23 protein-coding genes are annotated in these 23998 nt (G+C 41.7%); 22 read left to right on the top strand and 1 reads right to left on the bottom strand.

Translation table 11 applies throughout. The features are described 5' to 3' along the window. Nucleotides 1-58: 58 nt before the first annotated feature. The 9 genes from flgB to flgJ all read left to right on the top strand — a co-directional run bounded on the left by flgB (nt 59) and on the right by flgJ (nt 7742). On the top strand, nt 59-454 hold the full coding sequence (gene flgB / locus C9J51_RS05365; protein WP_045039227.1) for a flagellar basal body rod protein FlgB: 396 nt from the start codon (nt 59-61) through the stop codon (nt 452-454). Between the two features lie 3 nt (nt 455-457). Next, nucleotides 458-871: a flagellar basal body rod protein FlgC gene (flgC, locus tag C9J51_RS05360; protein WP_045036601.1), complete on the top strand. Its 414-nt coding sequence runs from the start codon at nt 458-460 to the stop codon at nt 869-871. Between the two features lie 17 nt (nt 872-888). Then, nucleotides 889-1635 carry a flagellar hook assembly protein FlgD gene (gene flgD / locus C9J51_RS05355; RefSeq protein ID WP_045036600.1) on the top strand — a complete coding sequence of 249 codons (747 nt, stop codon included), beginning with the start codon at nt 889-891 and terminating at the stop codon, nt 1633-1635. 6 nt (nt 1636-1641) lie between these two features. Next, complete coding sequence (gene flgE, locus C9J51_RS05350) at nt 1642-3027, top strand: flagellar hook protein FlgE (RefSeq protein ID WP_045039228.1); 1386 nt, start codon at nt 1642-1644, stop codon at nt 3025-3027. 160 nt (nt 3028-3187) lie between these two features. Continuing rightward, nucleotides 3188-3937, top strand: coding sequence for a flagellar basal-body rod protein FlgF (gene flgF, locus C9J51_RS05345; RefSeq protein ID WP_045039229.1), 750 nt, complete (start codon nt 3188-3190; stop codon nt 3935-3937). A gap of 19 nt (nt 3938-3956) precedes the next feature. Further along, complete coding sequence (gene flgG / locus C9J51_RS05340) at nt 3957-4745, top strand: flagellar basal-body rod protein FlgG (protein WP_045036597.1); 789 nt, start codon at nt 3957-3959, stop codon at nt 4743-4745. 91 nt (nt 4746-4836) lie between these two features. Then, nucleotides 4837-5559 carry a flagellar basal body L-ring protein FlgH gene (locus C9J51_RS05335; protein ID WP_107274899.1) on the top strand — a complete coding sequence of 241 codons (723 nt, stop codon included), beginning with the start codon at nt 4837-4839 and terminating at the stop codon, nt 5557-5559. 81 nt (nt 5560-5640) lie between these two features. Continuing rightward, nucleotides 5641-6732, top strand: a complete 1092-nt coding sequence (locus tag C9J51_RS05330) for a flagellar basal body P-ring protein FlgI (protein WP_045039230.1) — start codon at nt 5641-5643, stop codon at nt 6730-6732. Between the two features lie 17 nt (nt 6733-6749). Next, nucleotides 6750-7742 (top strand): flagellar assembly peptidoglycan hydrolase FlgJ, encoded by a 993-nt coding sequence (gene flgJ, locus C9J51_RS05325; RefSeq protein ID WP_045039231.1) that lies wholly within the window; start codon nt 6750-6752, stop codon nt 7740-7742. A 102-nt stretch (nt 7743-7844) separates the two neighbouring features. On the opposite strand, the gene C9J51_RS05320 is transcribed toward flgJ, so the two are convergent. Continuing rightward, nucleotides 7845-8030, bottom strand: a complete 186-nt coding sequence (locus C9J51_RS05320) for a hypothetical protein (protein WP_045039232.1) — start codon at nt 8028-8030, stop codon at nt 7845-7847. A gap of 209 nt (nt 8031-8239) precedes the next feature. Here C9J51_RS05320 and flgK point away from each other — a divergent pair, with 209 nt between their 5' ends. The 13 genes from flgK (at nt 8240) to fliG (ending at nt 23981) form a co-directional block, all read left to right on the top strand. Beyond that, nucleotides 8240-10216, top strand: a complete 1977-nt coding sequence (gene flgK / locus C9J51_RS05315; protein ID WP_249030600.1) for a flagellar hook-associated protein FlgK — start codon at nt 8240-8242, stop codon at nt 10214-10216. 12 nt (nt 10217-10228) lie between these two features. Then, the gene (gene flgL, locus C9J51_RS05310) at nt 10229-11485 is read left to right on the top strand and encodes a flagellar hook-associated protein FlgL (RefSeq protein ID WP_045039233.1); all 1257 of its coding nucleotides are present in this window, start codon (nt 10229-10231) and stop codon (nt 11483-11485) included. 745 nt (nt 11486-12230) lie between these two features. After that, entirely contained in the window at nt 12231-13655 is a 1425-nt protein-coding gene (locus C9J51_RS05305; RefSeq protein WP_045039234.1) for a flagellin, read from the top strand. Between the two features lie 87 nt (nt 13656-13742). After that, a complete protein-coding gene (locus tag C9J51_RS05300; RefSeq protein ID WP_045039235.1) occupies nt 13743-14141 on the top strand; it encodes a flagellar protein FlaG in 399 nt (132 codons plus the stop codon). Nucleotides 14142-14156: 15 nt separating this feature from the next. After that, on the top strand, nt 14157-15542 hold the full coding sequence (gene fliD, locus C9J51_RS05295; RefSeq protein WP_045039236.1) for a flagellar filament capping protein FliD: 1386 nt from the start codon (nt 14157-14159) through the stop codon (nt 15540-15542). A 12-nt stretch (nt 15543-15554) separates the two neighbouring features. Continuing rightward, a complete protein-coding gene (locus C9J51_RS05290) occupies nt 15555-15854 on the top strand; it encodes a hypothetical protein (RefSeq protein WP_045039237.1) in 300 nt (99 codons plus the stop codon). A 55-nt stretch (nt 15855-15909) separates the two neighbouring features. After that, nucleotides 15910-16311: a flagellar export chaperone FliS gene (gene fliS, locus C9J51_RS05285; RefSeq protein ID WP_045039238.1), complete on the top strand. Its 402-nt coding sequence runs from the start codon at nt 15910-15912 to the stop codon at nt 16309-16311. 250 nt (nt 16312-16561) lie between these two features. Further along, the gene (locus C9J51_RS05280; RefSeq protein ID WP_045039239.1) at nt 16562-18007 is read left to right on the top strand and encodes a sigma-54 dependent transcriptional regulator; all 1446 of its coding nucleotides are present in this window, start codon (nt 16562-16564) and stop codon (nt 18005-18007) included. Nucleotides 18008-18323: 316 nt separating this feature from the next. Further along, nucleotides 18324-19337 carry a sensor histidine kinase gene (locus C9J51_RS05275; protein ID WP_045039240.1) on the top strand — a complete coding sequence of 338 codons (1014 nt, stop codon included), beginning with the start codon at nt 18324-18326 and terminating at the stop codon, nt 19335-19337. A 38-nt stretch (nt 19338-19375) separates the two neighbouring features. Next, nucleotides 19376-20767, top strand: a complete 1392-nt coding sequence (locus C9J51_RS05270; RefSeq protein ID WP_045039241.1) for a sigma-54-dependent transcriptional regulator — start codon at nt 19376-19378, stop codon at nt 20765-20767. Nucleotides 20768-20829: 62 nt separating this feature from the next. Next, nucleotides 20830-21141, top strand: coding sequence for a flagellar hook-basal body complex protein FliE (fliE, locus tag C9J51_RS05265; protein ID WP_045039242.1), 312 nt, complete (start codon nt 20830-20832; stop codon nt 21139-21141). A 91-nt stretch (nt 21142-21232) separates the two neighbouring features. Further along, nucleotides 21233-22948 carry a flagellar basal-body MS-ring/collar protein FliF gene (fliF, locus tag C9J51_RS05260; protein ID WP_045039315.1) on the top strand — a complete coding sequence of 572 codons (1716 nt, stop codon included), beginning with the start codon at nt 21233-21235 and terminating at the stop codon, nt 22946-22948. Next, nucleotides 22941-23981 (top strand): flagellar motor switch protein FliG, encoded by a 1041-nt coding sequence (gene fliG, locus C9J51_RS05255; protein ID WP_107274889.1) that lies wholly within the window; start codon nt 22941-22943, stop codon nt 23979-23981. The genes fliF and fliG overlap by 8 nt, the downstream gene beginning before the upstream one ends. Nucleotides 23982-23998 lie beyond the last annotated feature (17 nt).

Here is a 23998-nt window from a genome sequence, read left to right as displayed (position 1 = left end):
TTGTCTTTGCTTTACTGCTGTTGTCATAGTGACAATGAATTTCACGTAGAGGCAAAGCATGTCGATCTCTTTTGATAAAGCATTAGGTATTCATCAATATACCGTTGGCGCCCGAGCAACACGTGCGGAAACGTTGGCGAGCAACCTTGCTAACGTCAATACTCCCGGCTTTAAGGCAAAAGATGTCGACTTTAGCCGCGTCCTGCAATCGGCAACCGCAGGGGAAAACGTTGGCCTTAATCGTACCAATGGGCGGCATATTACTGCCTCTCCTGCTGCGAGTGGCGAGCAACTCTATCGAGTGCCAACTCAACCTGATACTGGTGATGGTAATACTGTTGATGCGCAATTAGAACAAAACTTGTTTATGCAAAACAGTATTGAATACCAAGCATCGCTCGATTTTTTAGGCTCTAAATTTAAGAATTTAACCAAGGCATTGAAAGGGGAATAATGGATGAGTTTATTTAATATCTTCAATGTTACAGGTTCTGCCATGAGTGCAGAATCAGTACGACTTAATACCACCTCTAGTAACTTAGCCAATGCCAATAGCGTTAGTAGTTCAGCCCAGGAAACCTATAAAGCACGTTATCCTATTTTTGCAGCAGCGCTTGATAGTGCTAATCAAGGCGATGCTAGTGTGCCAGTGCAGTTGCAAGGGATCGTTGAAAGTAATGAGCCATTAAGTGCGGAATATAATCCTGAGCATCCATTAGCGAACAGTGCTGGTTATATTTATAAACCTAATGTCAATGTAATGGAAGAAATGGCCAATATGATTTCTGCATCGCGCTCTTACCAAAATAATGTTCAAGTGGCAGATGCAAGTAAGCAAATGTTGATGAAAACCTTGCAGATGGGCAAATAAGCTAAGGAGTTTGTGTTATGACAACCATTAATGGCGCTGGGCAATCTCTTTCTTACCTTGACCAGTTAAAAGGCATGCAAGATAAAAAGATCGCTCAAGAACAACCGACTACGGGTACTAATCAATTAAAACAAGACGATTTTTTATCGTTGTTAACTAAACAGTTAGCGCAACAAGATCCGTTTAAGCCTGTGGGTAATGATCAGATGATCGCTCAAATGGCGTCTTTTGCTACCGTTGATGGTATCAATAAAATGAATGAGCAATTTGGTTCACTTAATAGTGCCATGACATCAAACCAAGCGCTGCAAGCTTCATCGTTAGTTGGACAAGATGTGCTTATTCCAAGCGCATCGGCATTGAAAAGCCATGACGGTGAAATGGCGGGCATGGTACGCATGCAACAAGGGGTCGATAACGCCATTCTGCGGGTTGAAAACGAGCAAGGAGTATTGGTAAAAACCGTTACTCTAGGTGCAAAATCCGCAGGGGAACATCCGTTTGCATGGGACGGTAAAGACGATGCTGGCAATGTGATGCCACAAGGCAAATATAACTTTTCGGTATCGGGAACTGTCGGCGGCGAAAGTCAGCAATTTGAAGTATTAACTCACGCCAATGTTAACAGTGTTTTACTGGGCAATAGTGACGGTAAAGTAATGTTAAATCTGGCGGGGGTGACCAAACCAGTCAATTTAGCTGAAGTCTTACAAATTGGTAAAAGTGCACAATCAGCGGCACCACTTAGTACACAACAAGGATAATTTACGATGAGCATGAATATCGCATTAAGTGGCTTGGGTGCTGCGCAAAAGGACTTAAACACCACCAGTAATAACATTGCTAATGCCAATACCTTTGGTTTTAAAGAGTCACGGGCAGAGTTTGGGGATGTGTATTCTAATTCCATCTTCTCAAACGCTAAAACTACCACCGGTGGTGGCGTACAAACGGCAACAGTAGCGCAGCAGTTTCATGAAGGTTCAAGCATTTATACTAATAATCCCTTAGATTTACGGGTATCTGGTGCAGGTTTTTTTGCGGTTGCAAATAATAAGAATGAAGCCTCGAACAGTAATTTAACTCGTAATGGTGCGTTTCAATTAAACAATGAAAATGAATTAGTCAATGCGGAAGGGAAGTTTTTACTTGGCTATCCTGTTAATCAAGATTCAAATACCGTTGCCTCTTATGAAGCGAAATCTTTGAAAATTGATGATGTTTTTGGACAGCCAACGGCATCTAAAAATATTAAGGTATCGCTTAATCTACCCAATAAAGAAACCGTACCTAAAACACAGCCATTTGATTTTAGTAAGCCAGAGTCATTTAGCCGTTCTACCTCATCAACAATTTATGATTCACTCGGTAAGCCGTATAAAATGACCACTTATTATGTGGCAAAATATGATCCTAATGCCGTTGCGCCTAATCCTACCAATGCCAATTCATGGGAAGTTTATCAAACCGTTACCGATAATAATGGCAAAGAAAAAGCATTAGATGCTAAAGCAGAGTCTTTACCCGCGGGATATTCAGTGACAGGTTCAAATGGTCATCTGGGGTATATGATGAAGTTTGATGCCAATGGACAACCACTAAAAGAAACACCAGCAGTACCGCCTGACGCTGCTATTCCAGGAACGCCATTAAATATTCAAATGGAAAGTTTTGCTGAGGCCGCTATTGATGTGGGTGGCGCAGATGGGACTCAAGCAATCACCATGAATTATGAAGATCCAACTCAGTATGCGTCTGCGTTTGAAGTGCGTAAATTCCAAGATACGGATGGTGCATCAACAGGATATTTATCAAAAGTAGATATCGATCCTGATGGCAATATTATGGCGTCTTATTCTAATGGTAAAGATTTGGTTGTTGGTCGTGTGGCGATGGCACGAGTTGCCAATGAGCAAGGGTTAACTCAACTTGGTGGTTCGCTGTGGAATGCCACTCAAGAATCCGGTGAAGTGGTTTGGGGTGATGCATCTCAAGGTTCATTTGGCGCCATCAAAAGTGGTACTTTAGAGCAATCCAACATTGATATGACTCAAGAGCTGGTGGATCTGATCAGTGCTCAGCGTAACTTCCAAGCCAGTTCACGCGCATTGGATGTTAATAACCAGTTGCAACAAAACATTCTTCAGATTCGTTAATTTCAAATGCGTTCATTATTTTTATGAATTGCTCGACGCCACCGTTATCGGTGGCGTTTTTGTATCTTCAGTTCTCAATTCTTAGCCGTTGTTATTCTTTATCCACATCTTGGCGTAATTTTTGCTTTAAATCGGCTAATGCACAGAGGAGTGTCAAAAAATGGATCGGGCGCTGTTTCTCGCGATGAGCGGGGCAAAACAAGATATGCAAGGCATGCGAGTACATGCTAACAACCTTGCTAACGTTAGTACGACAGGCTTTCGTGCTGACTTACAGCAAGCGCGTAGTATGCAGGTGTTTGGTGAAGGGGTGCCGAGTCGTGTGTTTACCATGGCTGAACGAACAGGTAACGATTTTGCTCAAGGCTCAGTGATCAGTACTGGGCGTGATCTTGATATTGCGATACAAGGCGATGGTTGGTTAGCGGTGCAAGATGCGGGTGGTAAAGAAGGGTATAGCCGCGCAGGACATCTTAATGTTGATCAAATGGGCATGCTCCAAAATAGCAATGGTCAGCTTGTTTTAGGGCGCAATGACAGTCCTATTTTTATTCCTCTACCCGTTAATAAAATTGAAATTAGTCAAGATGGTACGGTTTCGGTAATCCCTAAAGGTGCGCCATCTGATGTGATGGTAATTGTTGATCGTATTAAGTTAGTGAAACCTGAAAATCGTAGCCTATTTAAAGATACCGATGGTTTATTTAAAGTGATCGGCAATCGTGATCCATTAGATGCGGATGCTAGCGTCAGTTTAGCCAAAGGCATGCTTGAAGGTAGTAATGTTAATGCAGTGGCTGAAATGACCAGCATGATTGATTTACAACGTCACTTTGAAATGCAAGTGAAGTTAATGAAAACAGCCGAAGAAATGGATAAATCTTCTTCTTCTCTGATGCGTATCAGCTAATTACTAAAGGACGATCATCATGCATCCAGCATTGTGGGTCAGTAAAACGGGTTTAGATGCCCAACAAACCAATATTTCAACTATTTCTAATAACTTAGCTAACGCATCGACCATAGGTTTTAAGAAAAGTCGTGCGGTTTTTGAAGATCTTTTTTATCAAAATATCAATCAACCCGGCGGTAAATCAACTCAAGATACTACTTCGCCAAGTGGCTTAATGTTGGGCGCTGGTGCCAAAGTGGTTGCGACTCAAAAAGTGTTTACTCAAGGTAATACTCAAACCACCAATAACGCTATGGATATGATGATTGAAGGCGATGGTTTTTTCCAAGTGTTACTGCCTGATGGCAATATTGGTTATACCCGTAATGGTCAATTTACCATTAATGATCAAGGCATTTTAGTCACCAGCGGTAGTGGTTATCCGGTGCAACCTGAAATTGTGGTACCTGATAATGCGGTGGGTATTACTGTGGGGACTGATGGCGAAGTGTCGGCGCGTATTCGTGATCAACAAGAGAATGAAGTGTTAGGACAATTAACCACCACCGATTTTATTAACCCCGCAGGTTTAGAGCCGATTGGACAGAATTTATTCTTACCAACGGGGGCTAGCGGTGATCCTCAAGAAGGCACGCCGGGTTTAGAAGGTTTTGGTTCTATTCGCCAATCGATGCTTGAAACATCCAATGTCAATGTGACCGAAGAGCTCGTAAATATGATTGAAGCGCAACGGGTCTATGAAATGAACTCCAAAGTGATTTCAACCGTTGACCAAATGTTGAGTTACGTTAATCAGCAATTATAAGTTCATTAGCTAGGAAATCGCCGTGAAAGTACATTCAAATCACCATAGACGCTGGCTACTGATTGCACTTGTTTGTAGTTTAGGCGGTTGTATGTCAACGCCAGATTCAGTGGGTAGTGATATTGAAAAAGCGACCACTAATGTTGATGCCGTTGAAGGTAAGCAAACTGAATCAAAGAGTTTAATTGACCGTTTACGCTCACGTGAAGATGCGCAAATGAATGATCCTGCATGGAATCCGGTTCGACCGCAAGACAAGCCTGAACATTATGCAACTGCAACCGGATCGTTATTTAATCAAGATCAAGCGCAAGATTTATATGATGACACCAAGCCGCGCGGTATTGGTGATATTGTGACAATCTTGCTTGAAGAAAAAACTACGGCGAAGAAAAATGCCAGTTCAGATCTTGATAAGAAAACCGATCTTCACATGAAGCCGATAGAACTAGGGGGTAAGCCCGTTACTTTAAGCGATTACACCTTGTCTTATGCGATGGCGAATAATAATACCTTTGAAGGTTCAACGTCAGCAGATCAAAGTAACAGTATTAAAGGTTCTATTTCAGTTGAAGTTGTTGATGTGCTCAGTAATGGCAATTTGGTTATTCGCGGTGAGAAATGGCTAATGCTCAATACGGGCGAAGAATATATTCGCGTGAGTGGCAATATTCGACCTGATGATATCGATCAAGATAACAGCATTGCTTCAACCCGTATTTCTAATGCGCGCATTCAATATTCAGGTACTGGCGATCGCCAAGATGTTCAGCAGCAAAATTGGTTATCACGCTTTTTTAATGTCGCTTTTTAATAGAATTTTTAATCTTATTATTCATCTTACCTTTGCATAAGGTTAGTTGCGTTATCGTTTTAACTTGTCTCGGAGAGTCATTTGAAAATTTCGACAATATGTTTATTGGCTGTCACTTTATTTGCCTCGACAGCACAGGCGGCACGCATTAAAGATGTTGCAGCAGTTGCTGGCGTACGGAGTAACCAATTGGTCGGTTATGGCTTAGTCGTCGGTTTACCGGGAACTGGCGAAACCACCCCTTTTACAGAGCAAACTTTTAATGCGATGCTGCAAAATTTTGGGATTCAATTGCCAGCAGGCACTAAACCCAAAACCAAAAATGTTGCGGCGGTCGCGGTGAATGCCACCTTGCCAGCGTTTACTAAACAAGGGCAGACCATTGATATTACTGTGTCTTCGATTGGTTCAGCGAAAAGTTTACGTGGCGGCACATTATTACAAACGTTTCTAAAAGGCCTGGACGGTAAAGTGTACGCGATTGCACAAGGCAGTTTAGTGGTGGGCGGTTTTAGTGCCGAGGGGGCTGATGGTTCTAAAGTCGTCGGCAATACGCCTACCGTTGGTCGAATAACTAATGGTGCAATGGTTGAGCAAGAAGTTTCAAACCCCTTTGGCCGTGGTGATTATTTAACTTTTAATTTATATGAGTCTGATTTTACTACCGCGCAACGGATGTCCGATTCGATTAATCAATTTTTAGGGCCACAGATGGCGTCAGCTGTCGATGCGACGTCTATTCGTGTGCGTGCTCCACGTGATGTCAGTCAGCGCGTTGCGTTTTTATCGACCGTGGAAAATTTGGAATTTGATCCTGCTGAAGGTTCAGCAAAAATCATTGTTAATTCACGTACTGGCACCATTGTTATCGGACAACATGTCAAATTACGCCCAGCAGCAATCACTCATGGTGGTATGACGGTATCAATTAAAGAAAATGCACAAGTGAGTCAACCTAATGCCTTTGCTGGTGGCGATACAGTGGTGGTACCTAATTCTCAGATCACAGTTAACCAATCAGATGCACGAATGTTCAAATTTGAGCCCGGAGTGACATTGGATGAATTAGTGCGAGCGGTTAATCAAGTTGGCGCTGCACCATCAGATTTAATGGCCATTTTACAAGCATTAAAACAAGCTGGGGCCATTGAAGGCCAGCTTATTATTATCTAATATTTAAGAGAGCGGCAATGAAACAAATAGAGCCTGGTTTTATTCATGATTTAAGTAGCCTTGATCGCCTACGGGCAGGCATTGGTGAGGATAAAAAAGGCTCTTTACGTGAAGCCGCGGTTCAATTTGAATCTATTTTTACGCAGATGTTATTTAAATCGATGCGTGAAGCCAATAGTGCGTTTGAATCCGATTTAATGAGCAGTAATAATGGCAAATTTTATCAACAGATGCATGACGAACAACTATCATCGCAGCTAAGTACTACTGGTCGTCTTGGGCTAGCGGATATGATTGTTAAACAACTAGGTGGTGAACCGCAAGATAGTAGCCAGCATCAACCAACAACTGATTTGTACCCACAACAACAGCCACAACCGTTCTCAATTCGTCCGATTAATACTGATGCGATTGCGTTACCGCTATCAACCCGTACGGTAGATAAATCATTAATACTGCCGCCATTACCTCAATCGCAGTTATCATTAAAGATAGCTCCAGTGACTACAGATGAAATTTTGCCTGTTAAGTCAGAAAAGCCGACAAGTTTTTCTTCGGCAAAAGATTTTGTTAGTTATATGAAGCCCTATGCTCAAAAGGCGGCACGTACATTAGGTACTGATCCTGCATTGTTGATTGCGCAAGCAGCATTAGAAACAGGGTGGGGAAAGAAGGTGATTAACAATGCCCTTGGTTCGAGCAATAATTTATTTAATATTAAAGCGGATTCGCGTTGGCAGGGGCAAAAGGTTGCCACAAAAACATTGGAATTTCATGATGGTATTGCCGTTCAAGAGCAGGCGGCATTTCGGTCTTATGATTCCTACCAGCATAGCTTTGATGATTTTGTTAATTTCTTACAGCATAACCCGCGTTATTCAAAAGCATTAACGCACAGTAACCAGCCGCAGCAATTTATTCGTGAAATTCATCAGGCGGGGTATGCCACCGATCCCAATTACAGCAATAAGGTGTTGGCTGTCATGAAAAAAGTGCAGAGCTTATTGTGAATGGGATTTATTGTTAACAGAGAGGATTGTCACAGCGTTAACGGTGATTAAAGAAAAGGGCAGCAATAGCAGGGGTAATTAAGTCACAAATAGTCGTTATGATTACACCACTATATCAATTAAGCTCGAGACCATCTTGATCAGATCGTTACTTTCAAATAATGCCCCATCTACTTCCTTATCAGAGACTTGTTTTTTATCTTGTTTATCATCATCGCTGTCAGTGATTAATGGCACCACCACTTCTTTTATTGCGTAACCAATAAGTCCCGAAAGTAAAACATTCATTAACGATATCCTTTGTTATAGGGGCTGTTTTGCCATTGCTTTTGTCGGTGTTTTGTTTATATCGGCAGCAACGGCAAAAGTATAAGTAAATAAATGCCAATTAACAGTATTTATTTAAACAATGACGTTATAAATGGAATTTATTTAAAAGTGGTTCAGATCTTGCTTATTAGCAGCAGCGTTATCGCACGATTGTTGCTGATAATGGTTTGAATTTTAGTGGGGAGCAACAGGCGATGGCGTTAGATTTGATGCAAATTGGTGTGAGTGGCTTACGCACATCTCAAAAACAATTAGATGTAGCAAGTCATAATATAACCAACGTTAATACGCCGGGTTATAGCCGTCAAGTCGTTGAACAAAAAGCCGATGATGCACAATGGAACGGTAATAGTTACTATGGCACCGGTGCTTATATAGATAACGTTAGCCGTGCTTATGACCAATTTGCTGCTCGCGAACTGACGCTTTCCACTACTCAACTAGAAGAGGCTAATGTTAAACAACAGCATTTAGCGATGTTAGATGATTTTACCTCTAAAAGTGCCGTTAATAGCGTTAACAGTATGAATGATTTTTATCATTCAGTGCGCTCATTGGCTGATAATCCTAGCGATCTTGGTAGTCGTCAAACGGTGTTAGAACATGCCAATCAAGCGGCGGTTAACTTAAATAATTCCCATGAAACACTAACCAATATTCGTACTGATGTTAATCAGCAATTAAGTGTCTCTTTAGATCGCGTTAATGCGTTAGGGCAAGAACTTGCCGCCGTGAATACCAGTTTGCAGCAACAATCTAGCAGCGATGGCAGTAATGATCTGTTTGATCAACAACGTACTCTGATTAATGAATTAGCCCAATATACGCAAGTGACCGTGTTGGCAGATAAAGGTAGTTTAGCCAACACGGTCATTATTGGTAGCGGGGATACCTTAGTTTCTGGCGTGAGTGCATCACAGTTAAAACTCGTTGATGGCGATCCTGATATTGCCAATAAACAAATCGCGTTAATCAATGGCAATAACAGTAAGCCAATAAAAAGCGACACCATTGGCGGTAGCTTAGGCGCGATGCTAACCGTGCGTGATGATGTTATTGATAAAAGTTTGGATCAACTCGGACAAATGGCGCTTGGCTTTGCGTCGCAAATGAACGATCTTCAACAGCAAGGTGTTGATCTTGAAGGTCAGCAAGGACAAGCGTTATTCAATGACATTAATAGCCCTAATGCGATGTCGCAACGCGCACTTAAACCCTTTGGTAGTAGCAGTGATATTAGCGTTAAAATTGATGATATTAATCAACTTAAAATCGGTGATTATCAATTAGTCAGTGATGCGACCAGCCATACGCTGATTGATCAACAAGGTAATAAAACGGCCTTAACCGCGAATGCCAAAGGCAAATTTGAAGCGAAGGTTGATGGCTTAGAAATTACCATTAATAAACCACCCACGTTAATGGCTGGTGAAACGGAAACCGTCATCATTCAACCTTTACGTCGTGGTGCAGCGGATATTAGTTTAGCCTTAACTGATCCTCGTGGGCTGGCGGGACACCGTCAATTAACAGCAATAGCGGCTGAATCTAATCTGGGCTCGGCAACCATCACCAAAGCGACTGCTGTGTCTGATAATGCCGCAGGTCGGTATCAATTACAGTTAAACGCCGCTGGCGATCAAGTTACCGTTACCGATTTAAAAACGAATACCAATATTGAATTAGCCGATAATCAATACTCTGCGGAGAAAGGTGCAACCATTGCTTTTAAAACGGGCGCTACTTCGTCAATCCCTGTAATGACTTTATCTGCTGGCGCAAAAGCTAACGATAGCTTTGAGGTTGAGCTCGGCACTCAAAATGCTCAAGGCGGTAATGGCAACTTCTTGGCGATGCAGCAAGTGCAGCATCAAAAGACCATGGCAGACGGTAAATCAAGTGTGATTGATTTATTTGAGGGCTTAGCCACTGATATTGGGATGCTCAAAAAAAATGCCGATAAATTAAGTGAAGTGAATCAGCTTGATTTTGATTCAGCCTCAGAGCGAGTGTCTAATTTATCCGGGGTCAACCTTGATGAAGAAGCCGCTAATCTAATGAAGTTCCAACAATCATATATGGCGTCATCACGGATTATGTCGGTGGCGAAAGAAACCTTTGATACCTTAATGCGCGCAGTATAACGAGGAGTTGTTATGATCAATCGCGTCTCAACCGCCAGTCAGTACCAAAATCTGACCTCCAACTTAATGCGTAAGCAAGGCGAACTGAATCAAACTAACGGTCAATTATCTAGCGGCAAACGGGTTGAAACCGCAGGGGATGATCCGGTGTCATCGGTGACGATTCAAAATTACCGCCAACAGCTAACCCAAATTGATCAATATAATAGTGCTATCACTCTAGCAAATAATCGTCTTCAGACTATGGAAACCGCAATTGCGGGGGTTGAAGATAACCTTGGCGCAACCAAGCAAAAAGTACTTGGTATGATCAATGGTGCGATGGCAAGTAACGACCGCACCGCATTTAAAGATGAATTAATTAGCTTGCGTGATGGCTTACTTGAACTAGCCAATAGCCGTGATGAAGCCGGCAACTATGTGTTTGCGGGTAATCAATCTGATACCAAACCGTTTATGGAAGCCACTGATGGCAGCATGGATTATTACGGCGATAGCCAGTCACGTTATGCTCAAATAGATAAATCAGTTAACGTAAAAACCAGTTTACCTGGGGATCAATTATTTACCGATGTCCCTAATAGTTACGGTGATTTTCGACCTGTCTTTAGCGATGGTGCTGGTGGCTTAACCGATGGTTCTAAACTGCACCTACTTTCTGCCACTACCAGTGATTTTAGTTCAGCTGAAGCTATTGAAGTGAGTTTCAATGAAGTTGATGTCGCAGCGGCGGATGGTACAACAACCAAAGAGATGCAATATAATTTAACCGTTGGGGGCAAAGTCGTCGCTGCAAATCAAGCTTATGATTCAGAACAAGGCATCGTTTATAAAGATCCTGTAGCTGCCGATAGCGCCACTCTTAATTTAAAATTTGGTGATATCAGTAGTGGCGATAATATTAGCTTAAAGCCAGCCCAAACCATCAATATTTTTGATTCAATTCAGAGTGCGATTGATAACGCAGAGCGTCTAACTTCATCGCCCGCAGCAGAAGCAAACTTACAACGAGTGATTGATGATCTCGACAGTGGTTTTGTGCATATGAACCAACAGCGTTCAGAAGTTGGCACCATTATGCAGCAGGTTGATCGCCAACAAGAGCAGCATCTGGATTTTGAATTAACCCTAAATCAAGCCCAAAGTGGGTTAGAAGATCTCGATTACAGCAAAGCAATCATGAATATGAACCAACAAATGATGGCATTGCAAGCCTCGCAACAAGCGTTTGGGCAAACCAAGCAATTGTCATTGTTTAATTATATTTAGATTTGATGTTTTTAGGCAATGACGGGGATTATTATTCACATCTCGGAAGTCGAGGGACGAGGTTATCCGTGATCTATTCACTACGAGCTTGAGCCTTAAACAAGCCAGTGAAAACCGTATTACAACCACAGTAACTCTACGACGCGTGGGTAGTAGATTCCCTATCGCGTTCGTAACCTCACTGTAGGGAATGACGGGGGTGGGGCTTGGTACTTACTTAGCCCATTATTCGTCATCTCGGAAGCCGAGGGTCGAGGGCTATCCGTGATCTACTCAACGCGTGCTTGAGCCTTAAAGACGCCAGTGAAAACCTATTAACAGATACCGCAACACATTCATTCTACAACGCGCTAATAGTAGATTCCCTATCGCGTTCGTAACCTCACTGTAGGGAATGACGGGGGAGGGGCTTGGTACTTACTTAGCCCATTATTCGTCATCTCGGAAGCCGAGGGGCGAGGGCTATCCGTGATCTACTCAACGCGAGCTTGAGCCTTAAAGACGCCAGTGAAAACCTATAACAGATACCGCAACACATTCATTCTACAACGCGTTAACAGTAGATTCCCTATCGCGTTCGTAACCTCACTGTAGGGAATGACGGGGGTGGGGTGTGCGTTAACCTCGCCTACAAAAACCTAAAAATAATCCTAAAGCTTCGCCAAAAGGTGCCGTTAACTTTAGCACAACAGATAAAACTGTCTTCGCCCGGGATTGCTGGGTATCAAATTAAGGAGCAACAACTATGGCTGTTACAGTTAATACTAACGTTTCTGCAATGACCGCCCAGCGTTACCTAAATGGTGCAAGCAATGGCGTCGCAAGTAGCATGGAAAAACTATCATCTGGCTTGCGCATTAACTCTGCCAAAGACGATGCTGCTGGTCTGCAAATTTCAAACCGTTTAACTAGCCAAACTAACGGCTTAAACGTAGCAATGCGTAATGCCAATGATGGTATCTCAATGGCACAAACTGCTGAAGGTGCAATGTCAGAAACGACTAATATGTTACAGCGCATGCGTGATCTATCATTACAAGCAGCTAATGGTTCTAATTCAACAGAAGATCGTGAAGCTCTTCAGAAAGAGGTTAGTGCATTACAAACAGAAATGACGCGTATTTCTGAAACAACGACTTTTGGTGGGCAGCAATTATTAGATGGGTCTTTTGGAACAAAACAATTCCAAGTTGGTTCTAATGCAAATGAAACTATTGGAGTATCACTTTCAAGTGTTTCTGCCGGTGATATTGGTCAACATCAAAAAAGTGGTAAAGGTACTGTGTTTGGTGCAGCAGCGGCAGCAGGCCTTGCTTTTGGTACTGGTACATCTGAGGATATAACTTTAAGTGGTCCAAATGGATCATCAAAAGTAACAACAGTTAAAGGTATGGATGCAAAAGCAGCAGCTGAAACATTAAATAATTTAGGGACAGGTGTTGATGTTAAGGCTTCAGCTCACGTTGAATTGGATAATTTGACAGCAGCAGATACCGGAAAGTTAGATATTGGAACAACAAGTTATGATTTAAGTACTTACAATGGCAACATGGAAGAGTTAGCCAGTGATATTAATAAAGATGGTTTTAATGCCACTTTTGATAAATCAACGGGTAAATTACAAATTCAAGCTGATGATGTTGCCGGAATTAAAGCTGTAGGTCCTGCGGCTGCGGGTAAACCTACTTTGACTATGGCTACAATTGATTCAGTAACAGGTTTAGCTGGAACTGCAGCTGCCGTAGATGATAAAGGGGTTGTTGTTAACTCTGAATTAGAATTTGATTCTAGTGATAAGTTTACTATTGGTGGTACAGCTACTGATATTACGACTGCAGCTGGTAACTCTAAGTTAAGTACAGTTAAAGATCTTGATATTACCAGTCAAAGTGGAGCTCAAGGAGCCCTTGATGTTATCGATGCCGCAATCGCAGGTATTGACTCACAACGTGCAGATTTAGGTGCGGTGCAAAACCGCTTTAACCATACGTTGAGTAACCTTGCTAACATAAACGAAAACGTAACAGCATCAAACAGTCGTATTAAAGATGTCGATTTCGCATCAGAAACTACCAACATGACTAAGAATCAAATCTTGCAACAGGCAAGTACTTCGATTCTTGCACAAGCAAAACAAATTCCACAATCTGCGCTTAGTCTACTAGGTTAATCCGCAATATTGTCGTGCCTTGCTTGGTATATCAAGCAGGGCATTGTTGTATTTTAATCGCTAACAAATATGTTCAAGGAACTGGCTATGGCGATCAATCCTCTACCGCCCTTATCTCTATATCATCCTCATGATGTTCAATCTCCTGTTGATAAGATTCAACTGTCAGAGGCTCTCGATAATAACTTGCCATTACAGCAAACTGTCAATAAAACCGAAACGACTAATAATGATGACAATCTGCTTAATTCATTCAATCTTGATAATCACGAAGAGCAAGAGCGAATTAAGCAGATTGAACAAGTATTACAACAGGTTAATCGCATCTTACGGTTTCATATTGACGATGACAGTGGCAAACAAATAGCCACTATTGTTGATAAAGAAACCGGTGATATTATTCGCCAAGTTCCGGCACAAGAATTGCTAGACTTAAACAAAAATTTAGCCAAGCATAGCTTGAGTTCTTTAAGCCGTACTGTGTAGTTAAAGAGGCAAATTATGGGATTAAGTGCAGGTGGTTTAGCGTCTGGATTAGATGTTGCTGGAATGACACAACAATTAGTAGCAGCAGAACGTGCCCCGAAAGAACAGCGGATCAAAGAACAGCAGCAAAAGCTAGAAGTTCAACTGAGTGGCTATGGGCAAATTAAATCTGCGGTTTCTGGTTTAGAGGAAATGGTTAAAAAATTTGCCGAAGATAAAGTCTTTGCTGGTCAATCGGCAACCTCATCTGAAAGTGGTTTTGTTGGTGTTGAAGCCTCTGCTGATGCACAAAATGGTAGCTATAACATTGAAGTACTTGCGTTAGCTAAATCCCATAAAGTGATGTCAAATAATTCATTTGATTCTGATCCTAAAGCGGAACTTGGATCGGGAACATTAGATATTACCATTGATGGAAAAACGCTATCACTGGATATCAATAAAGAAAAAAGCAGCCTTAAAGATATCGTTAATGCGATTAATAATGCCAAAGATAACCCCGGTGTGACCGCAACCGTTATCAATGATGATAAGGGCGCGAAGATCGTTTTCTCAAGTTCAGAAACAGGAAAAGATCAACAAATATCGATTGATGCTTCTAAGATGACAGGGGAGTTAGCTAAATTAAGTTTTGATCCTGCTAATCCAACCGCTAATGCTGAAATGGTACAAATGCAGGCAGGTGAAGATGCTCAAATACGGATTGATAATCATACTGTCATTAGTAGTGGTAGTAATAAGATTGAAAATGCGATTGAAGGCGTAACGCTTGATCTGAAAAAGCTAACAGATACCGATGATGTTAAGCACGTTACGATTGATATTACGGATAATACCAAAGATGCAAAATCGTCACTTGAGAGTTTTATTGAAGCCTATAATGGTTTGATTGATACCGCCAATAATCTCAGTAAATACGATGTAGAAAAGAAAACCAGTGGCCCGCTAAATGGTGACAGTTTAACCCGTTCGATCAGTAGTCAAATGCGAAATTTGATGAATAAAACCATTGAGGTTGATGGTCAAAGCTATAGCTTGAGTGATCTTGGAATTACCACCGATCGTTATGGCAAAGTTGAAATTGATGACAAAAAGTTCGACGAAGCATTAAAAGATAATTTTAAAGCCTTTAATGCGTTTTTTCACACTGAAGAAGATGGTTTTCTTGATCAAGCAGAAGGTATTTTTAAATCATTTACCAGTTCAACGGATGGTGTGTTAACCAATAAAGAAAAAACCATTAAAGAACAACAAACTCGGCTTGAAGATGATATGACGTCACTCAATGAGCGCATGAAAGCTTATGAAGAACGTACTTATCAGCAATTTACTGCGATGGATGCAGCGATAGGAAAAATGAATAATCAGCTCAATACTATGATGAGCTTGATGGTCTTTTAAAATGGATAACACATGCAGCAATTAACCCAATTAGAACACCAAATTGAACAATTATTACTCGCAGAAGATTACCCTGATGATTTTCCGCAGCAGCTTGAAAACTTAGTCGCATTGCGTCATCAGCAAGTGGAAATTGTGCTTAAACAAGCAGATCTATCACGGGCAGTGTTTGATGATGTGGTGGCGCGTACTCAAGTGATGAAAGCGTTATTACAACAACATAAAGATCGTATTGGCGCGCAGTTAGTGCGTTCGAAAAAAAGCCAAAAATCATTATCGCTCTACAGCAATATTCAACAACACGGACAATAATCTCTAAACCTGATGTTTATTGATAATGTGTCGCTATTAAATAAAGGATAACAACATGCGTGGTTCTCTTCAGGCATATAAGCAAGTTTCAGTGAATGCACAACTCGCCAGCGCCTCACCGCACCGTATCATTCAAATGTTATACGCTGGGGCGATAGAACGCCTGATTCAGGGTAAGGCAGCAATGGAACAAGGTAATATTGCGGTTAAGTGTGAACGTTTAACCAAAGCGCTAGATATTGTATTAAGCCTGCGTGATTGTTTATCAATGGAAGATGGCGGTGATATCGCTAAAAACCTTGATGCACTTTATGATTTTATGGGTAGCGAGATTTCCCGTGCAAATGCTGAAAATGTCACTCAGCCTTTGGATGATGTGATGGGTATGCTGCGTGAAATAAAGTCAGCTTGGGATCAAATTCCAACGGAATATCACTATCTTACTGAAACTAATTGACTGATTTTTGTTGTCGGTAATGCTAATCAGTATTACCGATAATGTTTTTTTTAAGTATTTTTAGTCATTAATTGGCATAAAACCTGATCAATTACATTGTTATTTGTATTGGCATCACAGCTTTTATACGTCAAATCTTGCCTTATGGTGCACATTAATTACAATGTATCTACTCTCTTCTTGATTGTTGTTCTCTTCGCTACATTGAATATACCGTCAGGGTGTAATCTTATAAAGGCAATATCCATCTATGCACGGTTTAGTAAATACACTTGTTATTGATGACGATCCACAGCAACGTCATGATTTAGGTGTCATCCTCAACTTTATGGGTGAACATCATAACGCGCTGTCATCACAAGATTTGACCGTGTCATTATGGGAACAACAGTGGGGTGTGTGCCTGCTGGGAACAATCACCAATCCCAAAAGGCTCAGTAGTATTATTAATATGCTGAGAATGTATCCGCAGATTCCAGTGGTTGCATTAACTAATCATCATGAATTATTGGCTGAATTACCCAATTATATTGGTGACCTTAAATTTCCGCTGCATTACAACCAACTCGCCGATGCCTTTCGTCATTGCCAAGAATATTTAGGTAAACGCACTCATCAAGTACCATCCCTTGGTCGTAAGAACATGCTCTTTAGAAGCATGGTTGGCCGCAGTACAGCGATCAGTGATATTCGTCGTTTAGTTGAACAAGTGGCTGCTTGTGACGCCAGTGTATTGATTTTAGGTGAATCAGGCACAGGAAAGGAAGTGGTTGCGCGTAACGTGCATTACCATTCTGAGCGTGGCAAAGGTCCATTTGTGCCGGTTAACTGTGGTGCTATTCCTGCTGATTTACTTGAAAGTGAATTATTTGGCCATGAAAAAGGGGCATTTACTGGGGCTATTTCAACCCGTAAAGGTCGATTTGAATTAGCCGAAGGCGGTACTTTATTTTTAGACGAGATTGGTGATATGCCAATGTCGATGCAAGTTAAATTATTACGCGTATTGCAAGAACGTAGTTTTGAACGTGTTGGCGGCAATCAAACCATTAAAGCTAACGTGCGTATTGTGGCGGCAACCCACCGTGATCTTGATAAAATGATCGCGGATAGATTATTCCGAGAAGATTTATATTACCGCTTAAATGTATTCCCAATAGATATGCCTGCGTTGCGTGATCGTATTGAAGATATTCCGTTATTATTACAAGAGCTGCTTACCCGTATGGAAGCAGAAGGCGCGAAACGGATCCACTTTACACCACGTGCGATTGCCTCATTAATGTTGCATGATTGGCCGGGGAATATTCGTGAATTAGCGAATTTGGTGGAACGATTAACGATTCTTTATCCTGGTGAAATGGTGGACGTTAATCATTTGCCAATAAAATACCGTTATAGTCAGTTACCTGATTTTGTGCCAGAAAGCGGCATGATGTCTATTGAAGAACAAGAACAGCAAGCGTTAGCCGATCTGTTTGCGGTTGAAGAAAATGATAGTTCGCCACTAGGTAACGGTTTACCGCCAGAAGGATTAAATCTTAAAGAGATGCTGGCTGAACTTGAAGTTGAAATGATTCGCCAAGCATTAGATGCGCAATCAAGTGTTGTTGCGCGTGCTGCTGATATGTTGGGTATGCGTCGTACAACGTTAGTTGAAAAAATGCGTAAATATGGTTTATCGAAAGACAGTTAATTTTCCTTAACTCTCTTTCAATATAAAAAAGCCACCGCCATTAATTTGGCGGTGGTTTTTTTTATGTTGTTTTAACGATAATTGCTTAATCAATATCCGCTAAATATAGCGCTTAGCTATGATACCGCGATGGATTTAATAATAAATATGTCCTCATAAGCTAAAAAGAGTGCCCACAAACACAATTGTGTCATTAGTGTCATAAAAATGACATTAAAAATTAACGCGCCACTAATCTAACACCATGATAAATATGAATTATTAGTGGTATGTTATTTGCATAACCATTGCTATTGTTGTTCGTTGCAGATTAATCATGCGTGACTCATCCATAACATTATCGGCGTTAAACAAACAAGTTGAGCGTTATCAACAAGTATTACAAGTGATGCCTGTTGCGGTCATTTTATTGGATGAAAAAGGTGTGATTAGTGAAGCCAACCAAGAAGCATTACGGTTACTTGGCGAGCCATTAATCGGCCAACGTTGGGGCGAGATTATTCAACGCAGTTTTGCTCCGCAAGATGATGATGGACATGAAGTTTCTCTGCGTAGTGGTCGTAAAGTGAAATTAGCTATTTCAGCGTCAGCGGCTGGGCAGTTAATTGTGATCACTGACTTAACTGAAACTCGACAATTACAATCACGTTTAAGTGAAATGCAGCGTTTGTCGTCGTTAGGGCGAATGGTGGCATCGTTGGCACATCAAGTGCGTACTCCGTTAGCCAGTGCATTGTTGTATGCGGCTAACTTAGCGTCATCAGGGTTAACCTCCGCGACTCGACATCGTTTTCAAACCAAGCTGGTGGATCGACTATACGATCTGGAAAAACAAGTTAACGATATGCTGTTATTTGCCAAAGGTGGCGACAATAAAGTGGTGAGTGAATTTACGATTGAAAGTTTACTCAACAGTTTAGAAGCAATGATAGAAGCCCAAGTTCTGAGTCATGATGTCGATTTTAGTATTGATTGTGATGATGAAGCATTACGCTTAATGGGCAATGAAAACGCGTTAGCAAGTGCTGTAGGGAATTTGATCACCAATGCGATTCAAATGGCAGGCAAAGGCTGTCGAGTCGCAGTGCGCTGCCAACAACAGGATCAAATGTTATTACTCAGTGTGGCAGATAACGGCCCTGGTATTGCGGCGGAAAATCATCAAAAAGTGTTAGAGCCTTTTTTTACCACTCGCCAACAAGGGACTGGATTAGGATTGGCGGTGGTACAGATGGTGGTATCAGCCCATAACGGTAGCTTGAGATTACATTCACAATTGGGGCAAGGGGCAACATTTACCTTGCAGTTACCGTTAGTCACATCAGTTTAAGCCGCATAATGGTTCGAGTTAACTATGGAGAGTGAAGCATGAGTCAAACGCGAGTATTAGTCGTAGAAGATGACGAAGGTTTGCGTGAAGCATTAGTCGATACGCTTGCATTAGCGGGTTATCAATGGCTAGAAGCAGAAAGTGCAGAACACGCATTGGTGTTATTGAAATCTGAGGCGATTGATATTGTGGTTTCTGATGTGCAAATGGCTGGGATGGACGGCTTAGCTTTATTGCGCAGTATTAAATTACAGTGGCCGAAAATGCCAGTGCTATTAATGACCGCCTACGCCAATATTGAAGATGCAGTTGTCGCGATGAAAGAGGGTGCGATTGATTACATGGCGAAGCCATTCGCTCCGCAAGTTTTGTTAAATATGGTTGGGCGCTATGCACCGATCAGATCCAACCCCACCAATACAATAGCGGCGGATCCTAAAAGTTTACATCTGTTAGCGATGGCAGAAAAAGTAGCCAAAACAGATGCCAGCGTGATGGTCTTAGGTCCTAGCGGATCGGGTAAAGAAGTGTTATCACGTTATATTCATGAGCACTCTTTACGCAGTGATGGCCCTTTTGTTGCGATTAACTGTGCGGCGATCCCTGAAAACATGCTAGAAGCAATGCTCTTCGGTTATGAAAAAGGGGCTTTTACAGGCGCGGTACAAGCGTGTCCGGGCAAGTTTGAACAAGCTCAAGCAGGCACGATTTTACTGGATGAAATCAGTGAAATGGATGTTAACTTGCAAGCCAAATTATTGCGGGTATTACAAGAACGTGAAGTTGAACGCTTGGGTGGACGTAAAAGCATTAAATTGAACGTACGGATCATTGCAACCAGTAATCGTGACTTGAAAAAGTCTGTTGCTGAAGGTCTTTTTCGTGAAGATTTGTATTACCGCTTAAATGTTTTTCCTATTACATGGCCAGCATTAACGGAGCGTAAAGGCGATATTGTGCCATTAGCGCAGTTATTTTTACAACGCCATGCAAGTCAACAAGGGATGGCTATCCCTGTCATTGCGCAATGTGCACTCAACAAATTATTACAATATACATGGCCGGGAAATGTACGTGAACTTGATAACGTGATTCAACGCGCGTTAATCATTCACGATAACCTTATGATAACTGAGCAACATATTGTGGTTGAAGGGATTGATTGGTTACAAATGGCTATGCCTTCAACGGTGGTTGATTGCGAAATTCTAGCCTCTGCAACCACGGCAATCGATTCTACATCATCATCAATAGTGGCTGAAAGTTTAGGTCATGAATTACGCGGCCAAGAATTTAACATTATTTTAGACACCTTAGTTGCTTGCCAAGGTAACCGTAAAGACATGGCAGATAAGCTAGGTATTAGTCCACGCACATTACGCTATAAATTAGCCAAAATGCGTGATGCTGGCATTGAACTCCCCGCATAATTGATGGGTTCTAGAGATAACAGACCTTTTTATAATAGCGATAAACACAGTGAGATTTTGCAATGAAAGTTAATGGATTAGCGGCCGAAATGCAGACAATGCGTTTAGATGCTCAAAATAATATTCGTCCTGCAACCGGACAGCAAGTCAGTGCTGATTTTGGCCATTTATTAAATGATGCCATTAAGTCGGTAAATACGCTTCAAGGCCAATCAAGTGATCTGGCGACGCGATTTGATCAAGGTGATCGTAGTGTGTCGTTATCTGATGTGATGATTGCGCGTAATAAATCCAGTGTAGCGTTTGAAGCGACGGTGCAAGTACGTAATAAAATGGTACAAGCCTACAAAGAATTAATGAATATGCCAGTATAAGTATCGTCGTTATCTGTCGGTGTGATAGCGCCTAATTTGTTATATGTGTGAGAAATAAATAGTGCCAGATCAAATTGTTAATCAACCCGTTATGGTTGCAAATAATAATACCTCACCAGTATTACGCGATGCTGCCCAAGATCCCGATCTTGCAGAAAAGAAAGCCTCGCGTACCGACAGTATTTTAGGCAATCTTGATCTGTTACGGCAGGTGATCTTAGTGTTATCGGTTGCGATTTGTGTCGCGTTAATCGTCATGGTCGTGGTGTGGATAAAAGAGCCAGAAATGCGACCATTGGGGAGTTACGAAACCGAAGAATTGATTCCTATTTTGGATCACTTTGATCAAAAGAAAATTGATTACCAACTTGATGGTAATACTATTCGAGTGCCAACGGATAAATACAGCAGCATAAAATTAGATTTAACCCGCAGTGGTTTAAACAGTCGTACTGCTGAAGGCGATGATATTTTATTAAAAGACATGGGATTTGGTGTTTCACAACGGCTCGAAAATGAGCGTTTAAAATTAAGTCGTGAACGCCAATTAGCCCGTGCTATCGAACAAATTAGCCAAGTGAGAAAAGCACAAGTGTTGCTGGCGATGCCAAAACAAAGTGTGTTTGTGCGTCATAATCAAGATGCCACCGCGACGGTTTTTCTGACCTTAGCATCAGGTGGAGCACTAGGGCAGCAAGAAGTTGATTCCATTGTTGATATGGTGGCAACCGCAGTTCCTGGTTTACGTCCTACCCGCGTTACGGTGACCGACCAACACGGGCGTTTATTAAGCTCAGGCACGGAAGATCCATCCTCAACCGCTAAACGGAAAGAATACGAATTAGAGCGTAAACAAGAACAATCTTTACGGGAAAAAATTGATGCCATTTTGATGCCTGTTTTAGGGCTGGGGAATTACACCTCACAAGTTGATATCGCGATGGATTTCTCAGCCTTAGAAGAAACCCGTAAACGTTATGATCCCGCAACTGCGGCTACTCGAAGTGAATTTACACGTGAAGATAGCAATGGTGGTCAAGTGGTGGCAGGTATTCCTGGTGCGTTGAGCAATCAACCCCCCGTTAGTAGTGCGATTCCTGAAAATATAAAAGACATGCAAGCTGGTACAAGCAGCGGCAATGGTCGCATGCATCGTGAATCAACCCGTAATTATGAGTTAGATACCACGATAAGCCATAAACGCGCGCAAACAGGCGTTATTGATCGCCAAACAGTGTCAGTCGCGATTGATTATAAATCGATAGTTGATCCTAAAACAGGTGAGATTACGCGAGTGCCAATATCCGAAGCTGAAATTGTTAAGATTCGCCGTTTATTAATGGGAGGAATTGGTTTTTCAGAGGCGCGTGGCGATTTATTAGAAGTGTTATCGATGCCATTTGCTCTGCCTGAAGAACTGTTATTGGCTGATGTACCCATTTGGGATAATCCTAATTTTAGTAGCTGGATTCGTTGGTTAGCGGCCGCATTAGTGATTATTGTAGTGATCATCGTCTTGGTGCGTCCAGCAATGAATAAGCTTTTATACCCAAATCAAACGGCCAATGGCACGCCGTTAGATGAAAATGGCTTACCGATTTTAACCCACAATAGTCATAGTGATGGCACCAGCTTAATCGGTGGTGACTTAGATCCAAATGAAAGTTTTGAGTTAAGCAGTAGTAGTTTAGATCTGCCTAATTTACATAAAGATGAAGATTTATTGAAAGCAGTGCGAGCGTTGGTTGCCAATGAACCGGATCTTGCCGCACAAGTCGTGAAAAGCTGGATGAATGAAGATGACTAATGATGTAGCACCAATCGAGAATAAATTTGATATTAAAAGCCTTAATGGCACAGAAAAAGCCGCGATTTTATTATTAAGCCTTAATGAACAAGATGCCGCGAGTATTATTCGCCACCTTGATCCGAAGCAGGTGCAGCGAGTCGGCGGCTCGATGGCAAGCATGAAGAACTTAAATCAAGATAAAGTCTCTAGTGTTCATCGTTCATTTTTAGAAGAAATTCAAAAATACACCAGCATTGGTATGGGCAGCGAAGATTTTGTTCGTAATGCGTTAGTGGCAGCATTAGGTGAAGATAAAGCCAATAATTTGGTTGATCAAATTCTAATGGGTAGCGGCTCGCGCGGGCTTGATTCTTTAAAATGGATGGATCCGCGCCAAGTTGCCAGCATTATTTTAAATGAGCACCCACAGATTCAAACCATCGTGTTGTCTTATTTAGAGCCTGAACAATCCGCTGAAATTTTATCGCAATTTCCTGAACGCGTGCGATTAGATTTGATGATGCGTATTGCTAATTTGGAAGAAGTACAACCTGCGGCACTGCATGAATTAAACGACATTATGGAAAAACAGTTTGCGGGTCAAGCGGGTGCACAAGCAGCCAAAATTGGTGGCTTAAAAGCCGCAGCAGAAATCATGAACTATCTCGATAATAATGTTGAAGGGCTGTTGATGGATCAAATTCGTGAAAACGATGAAGAAACCGCGACTCAAATTCAAGATTTGATGTTTGTGTTTGATAATCTGATTGAAGTTGATGATCGTGGCATTCAAATTCTATTGCGAGATGTGCCGCAAGATCTATTACAAAAAGCCCTTAAAGGTGCAGATGATATGTTACGCGATAAGTTCTATCGCAACATGTCTAAACGTGCGGGTGAAATGCTACAAGAAGATTTAGAAGCCATGGGACCTATTCGTGTGGCTGATGTTGAAGCGGCACAGAAAGAAATTTTATCTATTGCGCGTCGTTTATCTGATTTAGGTGAATTAGTGCTAACGGGTAATGGTGGTGCTGATGAATTTTTATAACAGGGGCATTGTGTTTC

Source organism: Photobacterium iliopiscarium (genome assembly GCF_003026395.1).
Classification (GTDB): domain Bacteria; phylum Pseudomonadota; class Gammaproteobacteria; order Enterobacterales; family Vibrionaceae; genus Photobacterium; species Photobacterium iliopiscarium.
This window is presented reverse-complemented; position numbering and strand designations above follow the sequence as displayed.